A 21,956-nucleotide genomic window follows, 5' to 3' on the forward strand; every position below is an offset into this window, starting at 1 on the left:
CTTGGCACGAGGTGCCACCATGGGGGTGATCCGGGGACGCCGTCAGGGCGCCTCGAGATGACCGAAGGAGCCGTTGCGATGACGCAGCTTCCGGCTGCCCAGGGGCAGCCCGTGCAGGGTGCGCTCAAGCCGTCCGACAGCAGCAAGGCGCTGTACGGGGGCAAGAGCACCCGCCGCATCACCGTGCGTGACATCACCGCCGCCAAGGAGCGCGGCGAGAAGTGGCCCATGCTCACCGCCTACGACGCGATGACCGCGTCCGTCTTCGACGAGGCCGGCATCCCGGTGATGCTCGTCGGCGACTCGGCGGGCAACTGCCACCTCGGGTACGAGACGACCGTGCCCGTCACCCTCGACGAGATGACCATCCTCTCCGCCGCGGTGGTCCGGGGCACCCGCCGCGCCCTGATCGTCGGCGACCTGCCCTTCGGCTCCTACCAGGAGGGCCCGGTGCAGGCGCTGCGCTCGGCCACCCGCCTGGTGAAGGAGGCCGGGGTCGGCGCGGTCAAGCTGGAGGGCGGGGAACGTTCGCACCGCCAGATCGAGTTGCTGGTGGAGTCCGGCATCCCGGTCATGGCGCACATCGGTCTGACCCCCCAGTCCGTCAACGCGATGGGCTACCGGGTGCAGGGCCGGGGCGAGGAGGCCGCCGCGCAGCTGATGCGGGACGCCAAGGCCGTGCAGGACGCGGGCGCGTTCGCGGTGGTCCTGGAGCTGGTACCGGCGGAGCTGGCGGCCGAGGTGACGCGGTCCCTGCACATCCCGACCGTCGGCATCGGGGCCGGTCCGGACACGGACGCCCAGGTGCTCGTATGGACCGACATGCTGGGCCTGACCGGGGGCCGGGTGCCCAAGTTCGTGAAGCAGTACGCGGATCTGCGCCGGGTGATGGGCGACGCGGCGCGCGCCTTCGCCGAGGACGTCACGGGCGGAACGTTCCCGCTGGACGAGCACTCGGTGCACTGACCGGTCGCCGGACGGACCGGCGCTCGGTGCACCGGCCGACCGACCCACTGCGGGCCGTTTCAGGCCGGCCGCGCAGTTCCCGGCGCCCCTTCTGACGGGGCGCCCCGGCAGCCCGCCGATCTTCCCCCGTCGGCGGGCTGCCGCGTTTCCCGCACCCGGCCGGGGTGGGAACCGGTACCGCAGCAGCCGTAGGCACGCTGCCAGCGCCACAGCCGTGGGCACGGTGCCGACGCCGTAGCCATGGGCGCGGTGTCGGCGCCGTAGCCATGGGCGCGGTGCCGACGCCGTAGCCATGGGCGCGGTGTCGGCGGCGTAGGAGAGATGTCGGCTCCTGTCGGTGGCCTGTAGGCGGTTTGTCGGTGGCGGCTGGCACCTTGGTGGACATGACGCGAATCGACGACAAGCCCGAGGGCGCCGCCCCGGACACGGCCGTCACCGTACGGGGGCTGGTCAAGCACTACGGCGAGACCAAGGCCCTGGACGGTGTCGACCTGGATGTGCGCGAGGGCACCGTGCTCGGTGTGCTCGGGCCGAACGGCGCCGGGAAGACCACCCTGGTCCGCTGCCTGTCCACCCTCATCACCCCGGACGCCGGACACGCCGTGGTCGCCGGCTACGACGTCGTCCGGCAGCCCCGCCAGACCCGGCGCGTGATCGGCCTCACCGGTCAGTACGCCTCGGTCGACGAGAAGCTCTCCGGGTTCGAGAACCTGTACATGATCGGCCGCCTCCTCGACCTGTCCCGCAAGGAGGCCCGCAGCCGCGCCGACGGACTGCTGGAGCGGTTCTCGCTCACCGACGCGGCCAAGCGCCCCGCGCGCACCTACTCCGGCGGCATGCGGCGGCGGCTGGACCTCGCCGCCTCGATGATGGGGCGCCCGGCGGTGCTCTATCTGGACGAGCCGACCACCGGCCTCGACCCCCGCACCCGCAACGAGGTGTGGACCGAGGTCAAGCGGATGGTCGCCGAGGGCGCGACCGTGCTGCTCACCACCCAGTACATGGAGGAGGCCGAGCAGCTGGCCGCCGAGCTGACCGTCATCGACCGCGGCAAGGTCATCGCGGGCGGCCGCATCGACGAGCTGAAGGCCCGGGTCGGCGGCCGGACGCTGCGCGTCCGCCCGGCGGACCCGGCCGAGCTGCGCCCCACGGCCGCCACGCTCGACGAGTTCGGCCTCACCGGGCCCGGCGGGGCGACCGTGGACGACGAGACCGCCACCGTGCTGGTACCGATCCTCAGCGACGAGCAGCTGACCGCGGTGGTCGGCGCGCTCACCGCCCGCGGCATCACGCTCGCCGGGATATCCACCGAACTGCCCAGTCTGGACGAGGTGTTCCTGTCGCTCACCGGCCACCGTGCCAGTGCCCCGCAGGACGCGTCCCCCGCCCGTGAGGAGCTCGCCGTATGAGCACGGCCACCGTCACCGCGCGCCCCGCACCGGCCGCGGACGGCCGCATCGGGCTGCGCGGCAATCTGCGCCACATCGGCGCCCTGGTCCGCCGCAACCTGCTGTGGATCCGCCAGGACCCCGAGTCGATGTTCGACGCGATCCTGTTCCCGATCGTCTTCTGCCTGCTGTTCGTCTTCGTCTTCGGCGGCGCGATCTCCGGGTCCCACAACCGGCACGCCTACGTCAACTACGTGGTCCCCGGGCTGATGGCGATGATGGGCATGAACATCGCCCAGGCCGTCGGCACCGGGTTCAACGAGGACTTCCAGAAGGGCGTGATGGACCGCTTCAGGTCCCTGCCCATCAGCCGGGGTTCCGTCCTGATCGCCAAGGTCACCGTGGAGATCGGGCGGATGCTGCTCGCCACCGCGATCCTGCTCGCGGTGGGCTTCCTGCTCGGTCTGTCGGTGTCGAACGTGCCCGGTCTGTTCGCCGCCATCGGCCTGTCGATGGTCTTCGGTTTCGGCGTCATGTGGATCTTTCTGACCCTGGGCGTGGTGATGAAGAGCGCCCAGGCCGTCCAGGGAATGGGGTTTCTCGTGCTGATGCCCTTGCAGTTCGGTTCGTCGATCTTCGCCCCGCCCAGCACCATGCCGGGCTGGCTCCAGGCCTTCACGGACTACAACCCGCTGTCCACCCTCGCGGACGCGGCCCGGCACCTGATGAACGGCCACGACCCGGTGGCCCGTGACGTCCTGATGACTCTGGGCTGGTCGGTGGCCCTGACGGCGGTGATGGCGCCCATCGCCATCCGCAAGTACACCACCAGGACCTGACCCCCGCCGCGCAGCAGCCCGGTCGCGTCAGACGAGGGCGGTGGCCTCCTCCGCGGAGAGGCCGCCGCCCTCCGCGTATGCCGCCTCGTAGGCCGGGGCGCCCAGCACGGCACGGGCGGCCGCCTCGGCCCGCTCCCGGGTCTCGCGCTCCATCGTTCCCTGGAAGTGCCCGGGCGGCAGCAGCCGGTCGGCGGCGCCCAGGCAGGCCGCCGCGTCCCGGGCGCGACGCCCTCCGTCGGCCTCGGCGAGCGCGACCGCGGCGACCGTGAGGTGCGTCGAGGTCAGATGCGGCACGATCACCTGGGCCATCCGGTCCCCGGCGCACTCCAGCGCGCCCCGGACCTGGGCCAGGGCGTCGGCGTGGCGCTCCTCCAGCACATCGAGCCAGGCCTCCAGACCGAGCACGACGCCCTCGAAGACCGGGAAGGCCATCGCGCCGAACTCCTCGCGCAACAGGCCGACCTGCTCGCGCGCCTCCGGCACCCGGCCGGTGCGGCCGAACCACCACGCCAGGGAGAGCCGGGCGAACGGGTTGGCGTCCTGGGACGCCCCGCGGGACTCGTCGATGGCCTGGCGCAGCAGCCGCTCCCCCTGCTCGCCCTGCCCGGCCTCCAGCAGCGCGCCGCCGAGGCGGGCGCCGAGCACGGCCATCTGCGAGTGGGCGCCCAGCCGCTCGGCGTACTCCTGGGCGGCGCGGTAGTCGTCGGCGGCAGCCGTGTAGTCGCCGCGCCGCTCATGGGCCTCGCCACGGGCCGACAGGGCCTCGGCCACTCCCCAGATGTCACCGATCCGGTGGAACATCTCCAGGGCCTCGTCCGCGTCCCGGGTCGCGTCGCCCGCCCAGTCGGTGCGGTTGGCGAGCATGTTGGCGCGCATCTGGAGGGTCTGCGCCAGTTCCCAGGTGTAGCCGCGCTCCCGGCAGGTGCGCACGGACTCGTCGAGGATGGTGAGCAGCCGCTCCAGGTCGGCGCTGAACACCACCGCGAAGTACCACAGGAAGCCGGGCACCCGGCAGGTCTGCGGCTGGCCGGGGCGGTAGGTGTCGCTGATGACGCCGAGCCGCTCCCTGGCCTCGGGCGAGTCCCATTGCTGGGCCTCGATGTCCAGGAAGGCCAGATGGACCAGATGGGCGCCGCGCCGGGCCTCCTCCAGCAGCTCCGGGCGCATCGGCGGCGGGGCGTCGGTGCAGCGCTCGGGGAGGTCGGGCACCGGCCGGGCGGGCCCGGCGAAGGGGTCGGGGCCGAGCGCGACGACGGCGGCGCACCAGGTGCGGGCCTCGACGCGCAGATCGCGGATCTGCCAGTACCAGGTCAGGGAGAGCAGCAGGCAGAGCGCCTCCTGCTCGTCCCGGGCGGCGACGGCGCGGCGCAGGGCGGTGCGCACGTTCTCGTACTCCACCTGGAGCCGCTCGATCGCGGCGCGCTGGTCCGGGGAGCGCAGCAACGGGTCGGTGGTGCGGGCCAGTTCGCGGTAGTACGTGAGGTGGGCGCGTTCGGCCTCGGGGCGTTCGCCCGACTCGTCGAGCCGTTCCCCGGCGTACTCGGCGACGGTCTCCAGGAGCCGGTAGCGCATCTCCCCGTCGCCCGAAGGAGCGGCCGCCACCAGGGACTTGTCCACGAGTGAGCCGAGCGCCTCCAGCGCGGCGGGGCCGCACACGGCCTCGGCGGCGGTGAGGTCGCAGCCTCCGGCGAAGACGGAGAGCCTGCGCAGCACCGCGCGTTCGCCGGAGTCCAGCAGGTCCCAGGACCAGTCGACGACGGCCCGCAGGGTCTGCTGGCGGGGCAGCAGGGTGCGGCTGCCGGAGGTGAGCAGCCGGAAGCGGTCGTCGAGCCGGTCGGCGATCTGCCGCGGGGACAGCATCCGCAGCCGGGCCGCGGCCAGTTCGATGGCGAGCGGCAGCCCGTCCAGGCGGCGGCAGATCTCGGCGGCGGCGGCCGCGGTGTCCTCGTCGGTGTCGGTGCGGAAGCCGGGCCGGGCGGCGGCGCCGCGGTCGGCGAGCAGTTCCAGCGCGTAGGGCTGCGGCAGCGGGCCGACCGGGCGGAGCAACTCCCCCGGTACGCCGAGGGGTTCGCGGCTGGTGGCCAGCACCGTCAGCCCGGGGCAGCGTTCAAGGAGGTGCTCGACCAGGCGGGCGGCGATGTCCACGACATGCTCGCAGTTGTCGAGGATGAGCAGCATGCGGCGGCGGGCGCAGTGCTCGGCGAGCCGCAGCAGCGGGTCGTCGTGCCGGTCGGCCACGGCGCGCAGCTCCTCGGCGCCCGCGCCGCGCAGCACGGTCTCGCGTGCCCCGACGGCGGTCAGTACGGCCTCGGGCACGGCCTCCGGGTCGTCGACGGGCGCCAGTTCGGCCAGCCACACCCCGTCCGGCACCTCCTCGGCCACGGCCTCGGCGGCCTCCTGCGACAGCCGGGTCTTTCCGGCGCCGCCGGGTCCGAGCAGGGTGACGAGCCGGGCGGACGCGAGATCGCCGCGCAGGGTCTCGATGTCGGTGTCCCGCCCGACGAAGGAGGTGAGGCGGGCCCGGAGGTTGCCGGGGCGCGGCACGGCGGCGGGTCCCGGGAGGGCTTCCGGGACGGCCGGGGCCGCGGCGGCGGGGGGCCGGGCGGTACCGGCGGCCGGGAGCGCGGTGCCGGGAGCGGCGGGCACCGGGGCGGCGGCGGGCGGCGGCGTGAGGTGCGGTGCCGTGAGATGCGAGGGCGTGAAGTGCGGTGCCGTGAGATGCGAGGGCGCGGGGTGCGGCGGGGGGCCGTGCAGCAGTTCGGTGTGCAGGGCCCGCAGCTCCGGTCCCGGGTCGGAGCCGAGCCGGTCCGCCAGCAGCCGCCGTACGGCGTCGTAGGCGGCCAGGGCCTGCGCCGGACGGCCCGCGTCGCGCAGCGCGCGCAGCCGCAGGGCCTGGAGGGACTCGTCGAGCGGGTGGGCGTCGCACAGGGCGGTCAGCTCGGGCAGATACTGCTCGCCCTGGCCGAGGGCGAGGGCGGCGGCCAGCCGGGCGCGCCGGGCGTCGAGACGGCGGGTCTCCCAGCGGGCCCCCTCGGCGGTCCGGTCCGGGAGGTCGGCGAGGGCGGGCCCGTGCCACAGGGCGAGGGCGTCATCGAGGACGACCGCCGCCTTGGCGGGGTCGCCGTCGGCCATTGCGCGCAGCCCCTCCCCGGCGAGCCGCTCGAAGCGGTGCAGATCGACGTCGTCGGGGGCGGCCGCCAGCCGGTAGCCGCCGTCCGCGGACTCGACCGCGTCCGGCCCGACCGCCCGGCGGAGGCGACCGACCAGCGCCTGGAGGGCTCCGGTCGCGTCGGCGGGCGGGTCGCCGTCCCACACCTCCTCGACGAGGAGGCCGACGGGGACCGGTCTCCCGGCCCGCAGGGCGAGCACGGTCAGCAGGGCACGCAGCCGGGCCCCGCCGACCGGGACGGTCGTGCCGTCGGCGCGGAGTGCCTGGGTGGTGCCGAGAATGCGATAGCGCACGGGGTTCATTGTCTCCGGTGGCGAGGGAAGGACCGGCCTGCCCCGGGGGTCCCCGTCCCCGGCGGGGTCGGGAGCCGGGACGGCGGCGGCAGCACGAGCGGGGCGGTCACGGGCCCGGCGGGGTGGTACCGGGCCTGCCGGGCCCGACGGGGACGCCCGGGCCGCCGTGTCCGGCACCCGGCCGGGTTCCGCATGCCCACCTCCCCGCGTCCCCATGTCCCCCACGTCCCCATGTCCCCCACGTCCTCCTGTCCCCCACGTCCTCCTGTCCCCCACGTCCTCCTGTCCCCCACGTCTCCAGGTCCCTCACGTCTTCAGATCCCCGCGCTCCGATGTCCCCACGTCCCCACCTTCGCGGAACCCGGCCCCCTGGGCGAGACGTTTTCCGGGTGCGCCCGGTACGGTCGGGCAGTCCGTGCCGTGTCGTTTCCGACCCGGCTTCCGTCCAGACCGCGCCGGCCGTCCAGACCGTCTCCGTCCAGTCTGTCCAGGGAGTTCCATGACCACCGCCGCCACCGGGCGCAGCGACCGGAGGATCAGCCCCGTCTTCGTCGGGCTGCTGGCCGTGACGGCGGTCACCGGCTGGGCCGTCTGGAGCGGCTTCGCCGCACAGCCCGGGCTCGCCGTGTTCCTGTTCGTCACGGCCGCCTGGATCGTGTCGCTGTGTCTGCACGAGTACGCCCATGCCCGTACCGCCCTGCACAGCGGTGACATCTCGGTCGGGGCCAAGGGCTATCTGACGCTGAACCCGCTGAAGTACACCCATGCCCTGCTGAGCGTCGTCCTGCCGGTGGTCTTCCTGATCATGGGCGGCATCGGACTGCCGGGCGGCGCGGTCTTCATCGAGCGCGGCCGGATCCGCGGCCGCTGGCGGCAGAGCCTGATCTCGGCGGCGGGCCCGCTGACGAACGTGCTGTTCGCGGTGGTGTGCACGGCCCCGTTCTGGCTGCACGCGCTGGACGGGGTGCCCGCCCTGTTCCGCTTCTCCCTGGCACTGCTGGCGCTGCTCCAGGTCACGGCCTCGATCCTGAACTTCCTGCCGGTGCCCGGTCTGGACGGCTACGGGGTGATCGAGCCCTGGCTGCCCCTCGGCGTCAAGCGCCAGGTGGAGCCGTTCGCGCCGTTCGGGCTGCTCGCCGTGTTCGCGATCCTCGGGATCCCGTCGGTGGGCGCCGTGTTCTTCGACGCGATCGACGCGGTCCTGAGGGGGCTGGGCATCGACGATCTGCACCAGGCCTGCGGCTGGGAGCTGTACCGCTTCTGGCGGCCCGCTCCCGAGCTCTGCCTCAGCCAGTGACCCGGTCCCCGTCCCGGCCGCGGCCCCGGCGCAGCGAGAACCAGGCCATGTTGGAGGACACGGCCGCGAGCAGCACCCAGACGACGCCCAGCCAGTTGCCCCGGACGAAGGACACGACGGCCGCGGCGATCGACAGCAGGCACACGGCGAGCGCGTAGTACGCAAGGCGCCGGGCCGGACCGGACGGGGGCTGAGGGGGCATGGGGGTCGGCTCCTGGAGGACGGACGGTGTGGTCGTACGGCCTCCAGTGTCCCCCATGCCCGAAAGGCGCTAGACGTCGGTCACCCGCAGCCCGGCGTGGGCCTTGTACCGCCGGTTGACGGAGATCAGGTTGGCCACCAGGGACTCGACCTGGTGGGCGTTGCGCAGCCGCCCCGCGAAGACACCGCGCATTCCGGGGATCCGGCCGGCCAGCGCCTGCACGGTCTCCACGTCGGCGCGCTCCTCGCCGAGCACCATGACGTCGGTGTCGATCCGTTCGATGTCCGGGTCCTCCAGGAGGACGGCGGACAGATGGTGGAAGGCGGCGGTGACGCGGGAGTCCGGCAGCAGCGCGGCGGCCTGCTCGGCGGCGCTGCCCTCCTCGGGCTTGAGCGCGTAGGCGCCCTTCTTGTCGAAGCCGAGCGGGTTGACGCAGTCGACGACGAGTTTGCCGGTCAGCTCCTCGCGCAGCGACGCGAGGAGGGGGCCGTGACCCTCCCACGGCACGGCGACGATCACCAGGTCGCTGCGGCGCGCGGTCTCGGCGTTGTCGGTGCCCTCGATGCCGTGGCCGAGCGCCTCGGCGGCGGCCCGGGCGCGTTCGGCGGCGCGGGAGCCGATGATCACCTTCTGGCCGGCCCGGGCGAGCCGGTAGGCGAGGCCCTTGCCCTGCGGCCCGGTGCCGCCGAGCACGCCGACGACGAGCCCGGAGACGTCGGGAAGGTCCCAGGGGTCCTTGGCGGGGGCCTTGGGTGCACTGTCGCTAGAGGTCATGGGCCGACTCTACGTGCGCCCCGGTGCGCTGCGCCGCTCAGGTGAGGGCCGCCACCGGGATCCGGCGGAAGGTGATCGTCTCGTAGGCGCCGAAGTCGCCCGTCTCGTAGAGCAGTCCGACGGTCGCGGGATCGACGCGGACCAGGTCGGAGTAGGCGGCGGGCAGTCCGTCGACGGGGTACGCGGAGCGCCAGGTGGTGCCCCCGTCGGCGGAGGCGCGCACGGTCATCAGGGCGCGGAAGGCGGGGTCCGCGGGGCCGGAGTAGAGCAGCAGGTCCGGGTCGCGCAGCTGGAGGACGCTGCCCTGGCAGACGGGTGCGGCCAGGCCCGCCTGCGGGCGGAAGGGCTTCACCAGGGTGCGGCCGCCGTCGGCGGAGTGGGCGTCGGCGCGGTTGCCGGGGGACGGGGAGTCGTTGCGGGTGTTGAAGTAGACGCGTCCGTCGGGGAGTTCGGCCGCGGTGGTCTCGTTGACGTTGACATAGCCGTTGGTGTTCTCGTCCAGGTAGCCGAGGTACCAGTGCTCGCCGCGGTCGTCGCTGAGCAGGCAGTGGCCGCTGTTGTACCTGGCCTCGGTGCCGTTGTCGGTTCCGGTGGGCGGCAGGGTGTGGTTGCCGGGGACGAGGACGCGTCCGGTGGTGAGCTGGAGGGCGTGCCCGGGGGTGGTGGCGTACCAGCGCCAGCCGGGTTTCTTCACCTGGGCGGTGATCTCGCGCGGGCCGGACCAGGTCAGCCCGTCGTCGTCGCTGTGCTGCACCCAGACGCGGCGTCCGTCGGCGGCCTTGACCCTGCCGCGCAGGATGGCGTCCTCGGTCGCGCCCGCCGCCGCGCGGACCTGGACGAGCAGGACGCGGCCGGTGTCCAGGACGACGGGCGCGGGGTTTCCGGCCAGTCCGGTCCCGTTGCGGGCGACGGCCTGGAGCGGGCCCCAGCTGCGGCCGCCGTCGGTGGACCGCTTGAGCACGATGTCGATGTGCCCGTGGTCGGCGGCGGAGGCCACCCGCCCCTCGCAGAAGGCGAGCAGGGTGCCGGACCGGGTCGCGACGACGGCGGGGATGCGGTGGCTCGCATAGCCCTCGCGGCCCGCCCGGAAGGGGACGGAGGTCCCGCTCCCGGCGGTCCCGGCGGTCCCGGCGGTCTCGTTGGTCATACGGCTCCTCGGGTACGTCCGCGGTGGGTGCGGCTGCGAGCGTGGCGCGACTCCCGTCGCCGTCCGTCGCCTTCCGGCGCCTCCCTCCGACTCCCGTCGCCGTCCGTCGACTCCGGAACGGCTCTGTGCCCGGATCGGGCGAATGCGGGGTGAACTCCGGGTCACGACTGGCTCGTTGGGGCAGGATCCCGTCCCATGGACGCCGTACGGGTCGCGCTGCTGAGGGATGTGCTCGACGGGACCGAGTGGCTGGACGCCACCCGCCGGTTCGGGGGGACCCTGCGGGGTTCGGTGGTGTCGCAGGGCGGCGGGCTGCTGCTGGTCGGCACGGAGGAGTACGAGCCCTGGCATCTGGCCGCGCATCTGGTCGACGAGGCGGCCTGGTCGGGTACGCCGGAGCTGGCCCCGACGCTGGTACGGCACGCGGCGCGCCCGTCCGACCCGGCTCATCTCGGGGTGGGCCTCGGGCGGCTGTCGGCGGCGCGGCGCGGGGAGACGCTGCTGGTGGTGTCGCCCGACGCGGCGGATGCCGGGCTGCTGGAGCGGGTCCATGACGCGCGCCGGGCCGGGGCGACGGTGCTGGCGCTGGACTCCGGGGACCGCGAGCTGGCGGCCCTGGCCCATGACGTGCTGACGGTGACCGCGGCCATGGACCTCGGCCTGGACACCGTGCAGCACCTGGTGAGCGCGGCGGCCGGGGAGAACGCACCGCTCGCCCCGCGGCGCCGCCGCTTCCGGGACCGGCTGTCCCGCCTGGCCGACCAGCTGACCTCGCCGCCGCCCGCCCGGTGGTGAGCCGGGGAAAATCCGGTTGCCCGGGGCGCACGGTCCGGCCGAGCATGGCCCGTTGTGACCGAAGACCCCTCCCCCACCCCACCCTCCGCACGGAGCACCGCCACCGCCCCACCCCTTGAGGACGCCCCCACCGCCCCCACCGCCCCCACCGCCTCCACCCCGGCCGCGGGGAACGCCTCCCGGCTGCGTGCCCTGCTCCCGGATCTCGCGCCCTGGCGGGCGTCGGCGGACTTCCGCAGGCTCTGGCTGGCGGGGCTGATCACCAACTTCGGCAGCTTTCTGACCTTTGTGGCGCTGCCGGTGCAGCTGAAGGAGCTGACCGGGTCCGCGGCGGCGGTCGGCGCGATCGGTGCCGTGGAGCTGGTGCCGCTGATCGCCTTCGGTCTGTACGGCGGTGCGCTCGCCGACGCCCTGGACAAGCGGAAGCTGATCCTCTACACGGAGGCGGGCCAGGGCCTGCTGGGTGCCGTGCTGCTGGTGAACGCGGTGCTGCCGCGGCCCGGGGTGTGGCCGCTGTATCTGGTCGCGGCCCTGACCTCGGCGCTCACCTCGGTCCAGCGCCCGGCCCTGGACTCCCTGGTGCCGCGCATCGTGGCGCACGAGCATCTGCCCGCCGCCGCCTCGCTGAACTCCCTGCGCTGGACGGTCGGCGGGGTCGCCGGTCCGGCGCTGGCCGGTGTGGTGGTGGCGTACGCGGGCCTGGCCTCGGCATACGCCGTCGACGTACTGACCTTCGCGGTGTCCGTGGCGCTGGTCGTGGGGCTCGCCGCCTCCCCGGCCGCGCATCTGGGGGCGCGGCCCTCGCTGCGGTCGATCGCGGAGGGCGCGCGCTACGCCTGGGGCCGCAAGGAGCTGCTGGGGACGTACGCCGTCGACATCGTGGCGACCTTCTTCGCGATGCCGCTGGCGGTGCTGCCGTTCCTCGCGGACGAGCTGGGCGCCGAGTGGTCGCTCGGGCTGATGTACGCGAGCATCCCGGCCGGTGCCCTGCTGGTGTCGCTCACCAGTGGCTGGACCTCCCGGGTCCACCGGCACGGCCGGATGGTGGTGCTCGCGGCGGCGGGCTGGGGGCTGGCGGTCGCCGTGGCGGGGGTCATGCGCAATGTCTGGCTGGTGCTGCTGCTTCTGATGCTGGCCGGCTGCTGCGACATGATCAGCGGAATCTTCCGGGCCGCGATGTGGAACCAGACGATCCCGGACGAGCTGCGGGGCCGCCTGGCCGGGATCGAACTGCTGTCGTACTCGACCGGCCCCCAGCTGGGCCAGGTCCGCTCGGGCGCGGTGGCGGCCTGGCGGGGCGTGCGGGTGTCGGTCTGGTCGGGCGGTCTGCTGTGCACGGGCGCGGTGGCCCTGCTCGCCCTGTTCCTCCCGGCGCTGCTGGCCTACGACGCCCGCACCGACCCGCACGCGGTACGGCTGCGGGAGCGGCGGGCGGGGGCGGTGGCCTGAGGCCGGGCCGAGGGCGCACCCGGCGCCCCCGCCCACCCGGCCCGCCCGCCCCGGCCGCTCAGTCGCGGTCCGGCTCCCCCGTCGCGGAGGCGTCGTGCCACCGGGGGTCCGTGTCCCACTCCTCGTTGCGCTCGTGCGCGGTCGCCATCGCGTGCTCCGCCTCCCCGCGGGAGGCATACGGCCCGAAACGGTCCTTGGCCGGGCACTCCGGACCTTCCTCCACCTTGTGATGCTCCAGGCAGTAGTACCACTCGCCGGGTTTCCCGGCCGTCCGCTTCTTGAACAGCGCCATTGCCAAGGCTCCTTTCACCAGGGCCCATGTTCCCGCACAGCCGCTGGATAGACTCGCTGGCATGTCTGGCCAGTCGCTGCTCGTACCAGGAGAGCTGTCTCCCACCCGTTCCGTACCCGGAAACATCCGGCGCCCCGAATATGTCGGCAAGCCCGCGCCGACCCCGTACACCGGGCCCGAGGTGCAGACCCCCGAGACCGTCGAGGCGATGCGCACCGCCGGGCGGATCGCGGCGCGGGCGATGGCGGAGGCCGCGAAGCTGATCGCGCCCGGGGTCACCACGGACGAGCTGGACCGGGTCGCGCACACGTATATGTGCGACCACGGCGCCTATCCCTCGACCCTGGGCTACCGGGGCTTCCCCAAGTCTCTGTGCACCTCGGTCAACGAGGTCATCTGCCACGGCATCCCGGACTCCACGGTGCTGCGCGACGGCGACATCGTCAATCTGGACGTGACGGCGTACATCGGCGGCGTCCACGGCGACAACAACGCCACCTATCTCGTCGGTGACGTCGACGAGGAGTCCCGGCTGCTGGTGGAGCGCACCCGGGAGTCGCTCGACCGCGCGATCAAGGCCGTCCGCCCGGGCCGCCAGATCAACGTGATCGGGCGGGTCATCGAGTCGTACGCCAAGCGCTTCGGCTACGGCGTGGTGCGGGACTTCACCGGGCACGGCATCAACTCGTCGTTCCACTCCGGGCTGATCGTCCCGCACTACGACAGCCCGCACGCCACCACCGTGATCCAGCCCGGCATGACCTTCACCATCGAGCCCATGCTCACCCTCGGCACCCATGAGTACGACATGTGGGAGGACGGCTGGACGGTGGTGACGAAGGACCGCAGGCGCACGGCGCAGTTCGAGCACACCCTGGTGGTCACGGACACGGGCGCGGAGATCCTGACCCTGCCCTGAGCCCCGGCCCGCACCGCCCTCGCCGCAACGGGAGCCCGTTCCGCACAGGAACGGGCTCCCGCCGTGTGGAGGGGTCCCGGCTCCGTGGGTACGGTCTTACCGACAGCACGTCGGTAAACGAGGGAGGCCCCATGAACGCGCCGGACCCGTCCCGCACGGCGTTCTCGACGCTCCTGCGCTCCGCGTCGAAGGACCACCACCGCGAGGCCAGCACCTCGGGCTTCATCAGCGGTCTGCTCGGCGGCGCCCTCGGCGTCGAGGCGTACGCCCGGTACACCGAGCAGCTGTGGTTCCTCTACGAGGCGCTGGAGGCCGGGGCCGGGCGGCTGGCCGGGGACCCGGTGGCGGGCCCCTTCGTCCGGCCGGAGCTGTTCCGGCTGGCCGAGCTGGAGCGGGACCTCGCCCATCTGCGCGGACCCGGCTGGCGGTCCGGCCTCGACCCGCTGCCCGAGACCGGGGCGTACGCGGCCCGGGTGCGGGAGTGCGCCGAGCGCTGGCCCGGCGGATATGTGGCCCACCACTACACCCGCTACCTGGGCGATCTGTCCGGCGGCCGGATCATCCGCGACACGGCGGAGCGGACCTGGGGCTTCACCCGGATGGGCGACGGGGTGCGTTTCTATGTGTTCGAGGGGATCCCCAACCCGGTGGCGTTCAAGCGGACGTACCGGACACTGCTGGACGGGATCCGGGCGGACGAGATGGAGAAGCAGCGGGTCGTCGCCGAGTGCCGGCGGGCGTACGCGCTCAACACGGCGGTGCTGGGGGCGCTGGGCGAGGAGTTCCCGCAGAGCGCCTGAGCCCCGGGGCCGGGTCCCTCGACACCCGGCCCCTCAGCACCCGGCCGCTCGGCGCCGGGCACCCGGTGCTCGGCGCTCGGCGCTCGGCGCCGAGCCTCAGCGCTCCAGGGAGACCCGGCCCCCGATCTCCACCCAGTCCTCCGGCTGCGGTGCGGTGAGGATCTGGGAGCCCGCGCCCTGGCGGATGTTCAGGGCGCGGCCGAGCCGGGCGGTGAGCAGCAGGGCCGCGGCGCCCGTCGCCTCGTCCTCGTCGATGCCGTCGTCCCGGCCGGGGAAGGCGCGGGCCCGCACCCGGCCGCCCGCCTCGTCCTCCCAGGCCCAGGCGTAGACCCACTCCCCGGGCGGCGGGACGTCGAGGGCGTCCACCGCGGCGGCCGTCGGGAACTGCCGCAGGGTGCGCGGCGGTGCCCACCGGGGCCGGGCCTCGATCCAGCTGAACTCGCCGTCCAGCCGCACCCCCACCACCCCGGCCGGGGTGGCGAGTTCGGGCACGTCGAGCAGCCAGCCCGTGCCCACACAGGGGTGCCCGGCGAAGGGCAGCCGCAGGGTGGGGGTGTAGATGTCGATCAGGCCGCGCTCGGGGTCGTCGACGAACACGGTCTCGCTGAAGCCGAGCTTCGCGGCGAACGCCTGCCGTTCGGCGCGCCCGGGGACGGCCGAACCGTCGCGGACGACGCCCAGTTCATTGCCGTAGCCGCCGTCCGGGCCGCAGAAGACACGCAGCACGTCGTAGTCAGTCACCCGGGCATTCAAACACCGCCCGGGCGGCGGGGACCGTCCGGGCACGGCCGCCCGCCGCGCGCTCCGGGGAGAGACGGTCCGGCTGCCCCCGCGGCCGCCTGACCCCCTCTTTACCATTCCTTGGGATCCGGATTGAGACGCCGTAATCAAGCCGTATCTGTGATCTTCCGATGGGATCCGAATCACGCACCGGGTGGGTACCGGTGAGGTGAGGCTCAGGTAACTTAGGCAAGCCTCACCCACTCCGCCCGGACTCCTTCCGGCGCGGCTTGTCCTCGTTCGCCCCTTGGAGCATGCATGCGAGCCGTCCGACTCTCCGTTGTCACCGCAGCCGCCGCCGCGGCCGCCCTGACCTCCGTCACGGCCTGCACCGCCAAGAGCGACGCCAAGGGCGGCGACGCGATCCAGGTGACGGCCGCCGACTCCAAGTGCGACACCTCGGCCAAGACCGCACCGGCCGGCCAGGTCACGCTGAACATCGAGAACAAGGGCTCCCGGGCCACCGAGGTCGAGATCCTCTTCCCGGACGACCGGATCGTCTCCGAGAAGGAGAACATCGGCCCGGGCACCAAGTACACGCTGACCGCCGAGATCAAGGCCGGTTCGTACGAGATCGCCTGCCGTCCGGGCATGAAGGGCCTCGGCGTCCGGCAGAAGCTGACCGTCACCGGCGGCGGCTCGGCCGCCGAGCGGAACCCGCAGCTGGACCAGGCGGTCGCCCAGTACCGCGAGTACGCCCAGGAGCAGGCGGACGCCACCGTGCCGCTCGCCGAGACCTTCGCCAAGGCGATCAAGGCCGGGGACCTCGCGGCCGCGCAGAAGGCCTACGCGCCCTCGCGTGTCGGCTGGGAGCGCACCGAGCCGGTCGCCGAGTCCTTCGGTGACATCGACCCCAAGACGGACACCCGCGCCGACGGCCTGGAGAAGGGCCAGAAGTGGACCGGCTGGCACCGGCTGGAGAAGTCCCTCTGGCAGGACAAGAAGATCGGCCCCGCCGAGAAGACCCTCGCGGACCAGCTCGTCAGCGACCTGAAGAACTGGCAGACCCGGGTCGGCAAGGCCGAGATCACCCCCACCTCCATGGCCAACGGCGCCAAGGAGCTGCTGGACGAGGTCGCCACCGGCAAGGTCACCGGTGAGGAGGACCGCTACTCGCACACCGACCTGGTCGACTTCCAGGCCAACGTCGACGGTGCGCAGAAGGCCTACGAGCTGCTGAAGCCGGTCGCCGCCAAGAACGACCAGGCGCTGACCGCCGAACTCGACAAGCAGTTCGCGGCCCTGGACACCCTGCTCGGCAAGTACCGCACGGGCAAGGGCGACGCCGACTTCGTCTCGTACGAGAAGGTCACGGGGGACCAGCGCAAGGGGCTGTCCGACGCGGTGAACGCGCTCGCGGAGCCGCTGTCGAAGCTCGCCGCCGCAGTGGTGAAGTAAAGGACCCGACGCATGACGAACACGGACACGACCCGGGAGACGGCCGACGCGGAGTCCGCCGCCGCCTCCCCCGCCCCCTCCCGCCGCGCCCTGCTCGGCTGGGGCGGGGCGGGCCTCGCGCTCGGCGCCGCCGCGGCCGGGGGCGCGGTGGCCATGACGCGCACCGGTGACGACATGGACCCGACGGCCGCGGACACCGGTGCCGCCGTCGCCTTCCACGGCACCCACCAGGCGGGCATCGCCACGCCCGTCCAGGACCGGCTGCACTTCGCCGCGTTCGACGTGAAGACCGACGACCGTGACGAGTTCGTCCAGATGCTGAAGGACTGGACGGCGGCCGCGCGGCGGATGACCGCGGGCCGGGCGATCGGCGACGGCGCCTACGGCGGTCTGGCCGAGGCCCCGCCGGACGACACCGGTGAGGCCCTGGGCCTCAAGCCGTCCCGGCTGACGCTGACGATCGGCTTCGGCCCGTCGTTCTTCGAGAAGTTCGGGCTGGACAAGCGGCGCCCCGACGCCCTGGTCGACCTGCCCGCGTTCGCGGGCGACGACCTCGAAGCCTCCCGCACCGGCGGCGACCTGTGCATCCAGGCGTGCGCGGACGACCCGCAGGTCGCGGTGCACGCGATCCGCAACCTGGCCCGCATCGGCTTCGGCAAGGTCGCCATCCGGTGGTCCCAGCTCGGCTTCGGCAAGACCTCGTCGACCACCCCGGGTGCCCAGACCCCCCGCAATCTCATGGGATTCAAGGACGGCACCCGCAACATCGCGGGCACCGAGACGGACCGGCTGAAGAAGTTCGTCTGGGTCGGCGACGGCGACGGCGGGCACGACGCGGCCTGGATGACGGGCGGTTCGTATCTCGTCGCCCGGCGCATCCGGATGCACATCGAGCCCTGGGACCGCACCTCGCTCCAGGAGCAGGAGGACGTCTTCGGCCGCGACAAGGGCGAGGGCGCACCCGTGGGCAAGGCGAAGGAGCACGACGCCCCGTTCCTGAAGGCGATGAAGCCCGACGCCCATGTGCGTCTCGCCCACCCCGACTCCAACGGCGGGATCACCATCCTGCGCCGCGGCTACTCCTTCACCGACGGCACGGACGGACTGGGCCGCCTGGACGCGGGCCTGTTCTTCCTCGCCTACCAGCGCGACCCGCGCAAGGGTTTCATCCCGCTCCAGCGCAGGCTGTCGGCGTCGGACGCGCTCAACGAGTACATCCAGCACGTGGGTTCGGCCGTCTTCGCGGTCCCGCCGGGCGTCCGCGACCAGAACGACTGGTGGGGCCGGACCCTGCTGACCGAGGAGGCCTAGCCCGTGTTCTCCAACTACCTGATCGGTCTGCGCGAGGGGCTGGAAGCCAGCCTCGTCGTCTGCATCCTGATCGCCTATCTGGTCAAGACCGGCCGCAGGGACGCCCTGAAGCCCATCTGGACCGGCATCGCGATCGCGGTGACCCTCGCGCTGGGCTTCGGCAGCGTCCTCGAATTCGGCTCCGAGGAGATGACGTTCCAGGCGCAGGAGGCGCTCGGCGGCTCCCTGTCGATCGTCGCGGTCGGCCTGGTGACCTGGATGGTCTTCTGGATGCGGCGCACCGCCCGGCATCTGAAGAAGGAGCTGCACGGCAAGCTGGACGTGGCGCTGCAGCTGGGCACGGGCGCGCTGGTCGCCACCGCGTTCCTGGCCGTGGGCCGGGAGGGCCTGGAGACCGCGCTGTTCGTGTGGGCGTCGGTGCACGCGGCCGGCGACGGCACTCCGCGCCCCCTGATCGGGGTGGCGCTCGGCCTGGCCACGGCGGTCCTGCTGGGCTGGCTGTTCTACCGTGGCGCCCTGAAGATCAACCTCGCCAAGTTCTTCACCTGGACCGGCGGCATGCTGGTCGTCGTCGCCGCGGGCGTGCTCGCCTACGGCTTCCACGACCTCCAGGAGGCCGACTGGCTCCCGGGCCTGACGCACCTCGCCTTCGACATCAGCGATGTCATCCCGCCGGACAGCTGGTACGGCACCCTGCTGAAGGGCGTCTTCAACTTCCAGCCCGACCCGACGGTCCTCCAGCTCACGGTGTGGCTGCTGTATCTGGTGCCCACGCTCGTGATCTTCCTCTCCCCGGCCGGTCTCCCCCTGGGCAGGAGCAGGCAGAGCGCCACTCCTCCCCCGGTGCGCGACCAGGTCTGACGGGACGTCGGCCCGCCCTGGGCGCGGCCGCGGTGCGGGCGGTGGGGGAACCCGCCGCCCGCCGCCCGTCCCGTCCCGGTAGGGTTCGCCTCCGGGAAGGGGAAGGTGAAGGTCACTGATGAGCAGGGATCGCGGGGAGCGCAGCCCTCGAACGTTCCGTAGCCGGGGCCCTCGGCCGGGCCGAACACCCGGCCTCCGTACGCTCCGTGGTCACCGCCGCCTGGCCCTGGCGACGGTCCTGGCCGCCGCCGTCGCCCTGACGGCGAGCGGCTGTGTCGTCGTCCACGGCGAGCGCGTGGTCGTGCCGAACGCGGCCAGGTCCGAGGCCTCCCGGGCGCTGACGGACTTCCTCGATGCCTACAACAAGGCGGACAAGACCTACGACCGCTCCCAGGACGCCGACCGGGTCGCGGGCGCCCTCGCGGACATCGACGCGGGCAAGCTGGCGGCCGGGCACCGCAACAGCCCGGACGGCAATGCCGCCCATGTCCCGCTGACGCTGACCGGCGCCACGTTCACCATCCCGAAGAAGGCGGGCTGGCCCCGCTGGTTCGTCGCCGACGCCCACGCCAACAAGGGCAGCGGAAGCGCCCATTGGCTGCTGGTCTTCACCCGCTCCGGCCCCGACCGGGTGTGGGCGGTGTCGTATCTGACGATTCTCGCGGCGGGCGATGTGCCGGTCTTCGCCAAGGACAAGGACGGCTGGGCCGAGCCCGTGCCCGCGGACGACCCGGCGCTCGCGGTGCCGCCGAACGGGCTGGGGGCGGCGTACGCGTCGTATCTGAAGAGCGGCGGGAACACGTTCGCCCCCGGGCCGCACACCTCCCAGTGGCGGGCCACCCGGCAGGCGGACGCCGCGAAGCCCGGTCTGGCCCGGCAGTATCTCGACCAGCCGCTGACGGGCGGCGCCTACGCCCCGCTGGGGCTGCGCACGGCCGACGGCGGCGCCCTGGTGTTCTTCGCGACGCACCACTTCGAGAAGCAGACCACCGCGCCGGGCGTGAACATCAATATCGGCGATCCGAACGTCAAGGCCCTGCTGACCGGCGAGGTCAAGCAGTCCCTGACCGAGGAGTTCGTCTCCAACCAGGCGGTGCTGGACCCGGCGCGGGGTCAGGTGAAGTTCCTGAGCCGGGTGCAGGGGCTGACGGGCGCGAAGGGCGAGTGAGGGCCTGAGGCGTCCGGGGGCTTGAGCATCCGGGGGCCTGAGCGCCAGGGGGCCCTGCGTCCGTGGCCCTGTGTCCGGGGGCCTGTGTCCGGGGGCTCAGCGTCCGTGCGGTCGGCCCGCGAGCCGGTCCTCGGCGGTGTCCCCGGCGTGGCGGGCGCAGGCGTCCGTCAGATGCTCCAGCAGGCTCAGCGGGTCCGGCAGCGCGTGCTCCGGGCCCCGCACCCACTCGACGGCCAGGGAGCCGGGCAGTTGCGCGGGCGGGAGGAGCACATAGGAGCCCCGGCAGTGCCAGCGCAGGCCGGGGTGCTCGTCCATGGTCTCCGGGCGGCAGTCCAGCGCGCACGGCCACCACTCGTCCTCGTCCTCGGGGGTGCCGCGGGTCAGGGTGAAGAACAGCATGCGCCCGTCGCCGGTCACGGCGACCGGACCGACCTCGGTACCGGAGGCGAGCAGTCCGGCGAGCGCCTCCGCACCGGCCTCCCGGGGGACGTCCAGGACGTCGTGGACCATTCCGGTGGCGGTGATGAAGTTGGCCTGCGGCTCGTTCCGGATCCAGCGCTCGATCTGCGCGCGGTCCGTCGTGGACTGGGTCTGCCAGGCGAAGGAGACGGGGTGCCGGGCGGGCGTGGGACAGCCGATGCGGTCGCAGGAACAGCGGTAGCCCACGGGGTGCGCGGCGGGCGCGAGGGGCAGCCCGGCGGCGGCAGCGGCCAGCAGCATCGGCTCACGGCCGGCGTCTGCGGCGTCCTCCCCGGGGCGGGCGGGACGGCGTCCGCGCAGCCACTGGGAGATCCTGCCCTGCCCGCCCGTGCGGCGGCCGAACCCTGCGCTCATGTATGCCCTCGCCTCACTGCCGTGGTCGGGACGCATGCCCCATGCTCCCACCATCCTGCGCCCCGGGTGACCCGAGCCCGCGTCCGGGGTGGACGGGGGGCGGCCGAGGGCGGGCCGGTTTCAGCGGTCGTCGGCTGATTTATCCCCATGTATCCGGCAGAGGGGGAGACCGACGCGAGTGTCCAGTCGTACAGACATACCTACGACGGGATTCCGGCCCCACGGCGGGGCTCCGGGCGCGCGGCGCGGCTCCGGGCGCGGGCTGCCGCGGGCTACTCCCCCTGCGGCGGGGGCCACGGGGAGCCCCAGTCGGCGTCGCGGGCCGCGCGATAGAGGGCGCCGTGGCGTTTGGTGACCGTGTCGCGGTGCAGGGACTCGTCCGGGCCGCACAGGTCGAGCAGCACCTGGCCCTTGCGGATCTGCGGGCGGCGCACGACCCGGGAGGCGGCCGGGTGCAGCGGGAGGCGGGTCGCCGCGACATAGCTGAACTTCTCGTCCTCGTACGCCAGCGAGCCGCCCTTGACCTGCCGGTGCAGCGAGGAGCGGCTGACCCGGGCCGAGAAGTGGCACCAGTCCTCGCCGGGCACGATGGGGCAGGCGGCGCTGTGCGGGCAGGGCGCGGCGACACGGAATCCCGCGGCGATCAGCCGGTCGCGGGCCTCGATGACCCGGGCGTAGCCGTCCGGGGTGCCGGGTTCCACCACCACGACCGCCTGCGCGGCGGCCGCGGCCGCGTCGACGACCGCCGTCCGGTCGGCCCCGGTCAGCTCCCCGAGGACGTAGGAGACGGTGACGAGATCGGTGCTCTCCAGGGTGAGCGCCGATCCGATACGGGAGCGCTGCCACTCGGCGGCCTTCAGCGCGGGGTTCGCGGCGGCGATCTCCCGGCCCAGGGCGAGCGCGGGCTCCGCCCAGTCGAGCACGGTGACCGGGCGCTCCCCGTCCCAGGTGGCGCTGACGGCCCAGGTGGCCGCTCCGGTGCCGCCGCCGATGTCCGCATGGCTCCCCGGCGTCCAGCCGGGCACGGCCTCGGCGAACTCCGCCAGCGCCGAGGACACCGCCTCGAAGGTCGCGGGCATCCGGTACGCGGCGTACGCGACCACGTCCGAACGGTCCCGCAGCACGGGCGCGTCCGTCGGGGTGCGCCCCCGGTAGTTGGCGATCAGCCGCTCCACGGCCTGCGTGGCCTGTTTGGCGGGCAGACCGTCGAGCAGCCCGGCGAGGGCGGTGCGCAGGGTGTCGGCGGGGAAGACGGGGGCGTTCACCCGCCGATT

20 protein-coding genes are annotated in these 21,956 nt (G+C 73.5%); 12 read left to right on the top strand and 8 right to left on the bottom strand.

Annotated elements, in window-relative coordinates:
* Positions 1 to 78: 78 nt before the first annotated feature.
* The 3 genes from panB to ACIHAA_RS15435 all read left to right on the top strand — a co-directional run bounded on the left by panB (position 79) and on the right by ACIHAA_RS15435 (position 3,193).
* Positions 79 to 966, top strand: coding sequence for a 3-methyl-2-oxobutanoate hydroxymethyltransferase (panB, locus tag ACIHAA_RS15425; RefSeq protein WP_399817133.1), 888 nt, complete (start codon positions 79 to 81; stop codon positions 964 to 966).
* Between the two features lie 383 nt (positions 967 to 1,349).
* Positions 1,350 to 2,375, top strand: coding sequence for an ATP-binding cassette domain-containing protein (locus ACIHAA_RS15430; protein ID WP_399817134.1), 1,026 nt, complete (start codon positions 1,350 to 1,352; stop codon positions 2,373 to 2,375).
* A complete protein-coding gene (locus tag ACIHAA_RS15435) occupies positions 2,372 to 3,193 on the top strand; it encodes an ABC transporter permease (RefSeq protein WP_399817136.1) in 822 nt (273 codons plus the stop codon). Before ACIHAA_RS15430 ends, ACIHAA_RS15435 begins: the two co-directional genes overlap by 4 nt.
* 27 nt (positions 3,194 to 3,220) lie before the next feature.
* Here ACIHAA_RS15435 and ACIHAA_RS15440 read toward each other — a convergent pair whose 3' ends face one another.
* On the bottom strand, positions 3,221 to 6,664 hold the full coding sequence (locus ACIHAA_RS15440) for an AfsR/SARP family transcriptional regulator (RefSeq protein ID WP_399817138.1): 3,444 nt from the start codon (positions 6,662 to 6,664) through the stop codon (positions 3,221 to 3,223).
* Positions 6,665 to 7,154: 490 nt separating this feature from the next.
* Between ACIHAA_RS15440 and ACIHAA_RS15445 the strand changes: the two genes are divergently transcribed.
* Entirely contained in the window at positions 7,155 to 7,952 is a 798-nt protein-coding gene (locus ACIHAA_RS15445; RefSeq protein ID WP_399817141.1) for a site-2 protease family protein, read from the top strand.
* Here ACIHAA_RS15445 and ACIHAA_RS15450 read toward each other — a convergent pair.
* The 3 genes from ACIHAA_RS15450 to ACIHAA_RS15460 form a co-directional block, all read right to left on the bottom strand.
* Positions 7,942 to 8,154 (bottom strand): hypothetical protein, encoded by a 213-nt coding sequence (locus tag ACIHAA_RS15450; RefSeq protein ID WP_399817143.1) that lies wholly within the window; start codon positions 8,152 to 8,154, stop codon positions 7,942 to 7,944. The genes ACIHAA_RS15445 and ACIHAA_RS15450 overlap by 11 nt on opposite strands.
* A gap of 69 nt (positions 8,155 to 8,223) precedes the next feature.
* Positions 8,224 to 8,928 (bottom strand): NADPH-dependent F420 reductase, encoded by a 705-nt coding sequence (gene npdG, locus ACIHAA_RS15455; RefSeq protein ID WP_399817145.1) that lies wholly within the window; start codon positions 8,926 to 8,928, stop codon positions 8,224 to 8,226.
* Positions 8,929 to 8,965: 37 nt separating this feature from the next.
* A complete protein-coding gene (locus ACIHAA_RS15460; protein ID WP_399817147.1) occupies positions 8,966 to 10,075 on the bottom strand; it encodes an exo-alpha-sialidase in 1,110 nt (369 codons plus the stop codon).
* A 195-nt stretch (positions 10,076 to 10,270) separates the two neighbouring features.
* On the opposite strand from ACIHAA_RS15460, the gene ACIHAA_RS15465 reads away from it, so the two are divergent.
* Positions 10,271 to 10,870, top strand: coding sequence for a hypothetical protein (locus ACIHAA_RS15465; RefSeq protein WP_399817149.1), 600 nt, complete (start codon positions 10,271 to 10,273; stop codon positions 10,868 to 10,870).
* Positions 10,871 to 11,053: 183 nt separating this feature from the next.
* Entirely contained in the window at positions 11,054 to 12,319 is a 1,266-nt protein-coding gene (locus ACIHAA_RS15470; protein ID WP_399817426.1) for an MFS transporter, read from the top strand.
* A gap of 58 nt (positions 12,320 to 12,377) precedes the next feature.
* Here the strand turns inward: ACIHAA_RS15470 and ACIHAA_RS15475 are convergent, their stop codons facing one another.
* Entirely contained in the window at positions 12,378 to 12,611 is a 234-nt protein-coding gene (locus ACIHAA_RS15475) for a hypothetical protein (RefSeq protein WP_399817151.1), read from the bottom strand.
* Positions 12,612 to 12,672: 61 nt separating this feature from the next.
* On the opposite strand from ACIHAA_RS15475, the gene map reads away from it, so the two are divergent.
* Positions 12,673 to 13,530: a type I methionyl aminopeptidase gene (gene map / locus ACIHAA_RS15480; protein ID WP_399817152.1), complete on the top strand. Its 858-nt coding sequence runs from the start codon at positions 12,673 to 12,675 to the stop codon at positions 13,528 to 13,530.
* Between the two features lie 131 nt (positions 13,531 to 13,661).
* Positions 13,662 to 14,330 carry a heme oxygenase (biliverdin-producing) gene (locus tag ACIHAA_RS15485; protein WP_399817154.1) on the top strand — a complete coding sequence of 223 codons (669 nt, stop codon included), beginning with the start codon at positions 13,662 to 13,664 and terminating at the stop codon, positions 14,328 to 14,330.
* Positions 14,331 to 14,426: 96 nt separating this feature from the next.
* Here ACIHAA_RS15485 and ACIHAA_RS15490 read toward each other — a convergent pair whose 3' ends face one another.
* Positions 14,427 to 15,071 (bottom strand): PhzF family phenazine biosynthesis protein, encoded by a 645-nt coding sequence (locus ACIHAA_RS15490; protein ID WP_399817156.1) that lies wholly within the window; start codon positions 15,069 to 15,071, stop codon positions 14,427 to 14,429.
* Between the two features lie 297 nt (positions 15,072 to 15,368).
* Here ACIHAA_RS15490 and efeO point away from each other — a divergent pair, with 297 nt between their 5' ends.
* The 4 genes from efeO (at position 15,369) to ACIHAA_RS15510 (ending at position 19,848) form a co-directional block, all read left to right on the top strand.
* Entirely contained in the window at positions 15,369 to 16,508 is a 1,140-nt protein-coding gene (gene efeO / locus ACIHAA_RS15495; protein WP_399817159.1) for an iron uptake system protein EfeO, read from the top strand.
* Between the two features lie 12 nt (positions 16,509 to 16,520).
* Positions 16,521 to 17,819 (top strand): iron uptake transporter deferrochelatase/peroxidase subunit, encoded by a 1,299-nt coding sequence (gene efeB / locus ACIHAA_RS15500; protein ID WP_399817161.1) that lies wholly within the window; start codon positions 16,521 to 16,523, stop codon positions 17,817 to 17,819.
* Positions 17,820 to 17,822: 3 nt separating this feature from the next.
* Positions 17,823 to 18,680 (top strand): iron uptake transporter permease EfeU, encoded by an 858-nt coding sequence (efeU, locus tag ACIHAA_RS15505; protein WP_399817164.1) that lies wholly within the window; start codon positions 17,823 to 17,825, stop codon positions 18,678 to 18,680.
* A 118-nt stretch (positions 18,681 to 18,798) separates the two neighbouring features.
* On the top strand, positions 18,799 to 19,848 hold the full coding sequence (locus ACIHAA_RS15510; RefSeq protein ID WP_399817165.1) for a hypothetical protein: 1,050 nt from the start codon (positions 18,799 to 18,801) through the stop codon (positions 19,846 to 19,848).
* Between the two features lie 96 nt (positions 19,849 to 19,944).
* Here ACIHAA_RS15510 and ACIHAA_RS15515 read toward each other — a convergent pair whose 3' ends face one another.
* Both ACIHAA_RS15515 and ACIHAA_RS15520 read right to left on the bottom strand, forming a co-directional pair.
* Positions 19,945 to 20,682, bottom strand: a complete 738-nt coding sequence (locus ACIHAA_RS15515) for a bifunctional DNA primase/polymerase (RefSeq protein WP_399817167.1) — start codon at positions 20,680 to 20,682, stop codon at positions 19,945 to 19,947.
* Positions 20,683 to 20,954: 272 nt separating this feature from the next.
* Positions 20,955 to 21,947, bottom strand: a complete 993-nt coding sequence (locus ACIHAA_RS15520) for a small ribosomal subunit Rsm22 family protein (RefSeq protein ID WP_399817169.1) — start codon at positions 21,945 to 21,947, stop codon at positions 20,955 to 20,957.
* Between the last annotated feature and the right edge of the window lie 9 nt (positions 21,948 to 21,956).

Source organism: Streptomyces sp. NPDC052040 (assembly GCF_044548405.1).
Lineage (GTDB): Bacteria > Actinomycetota > Actinomycetes > Streptomycetales > Streptomycetaceae > Streptomyces.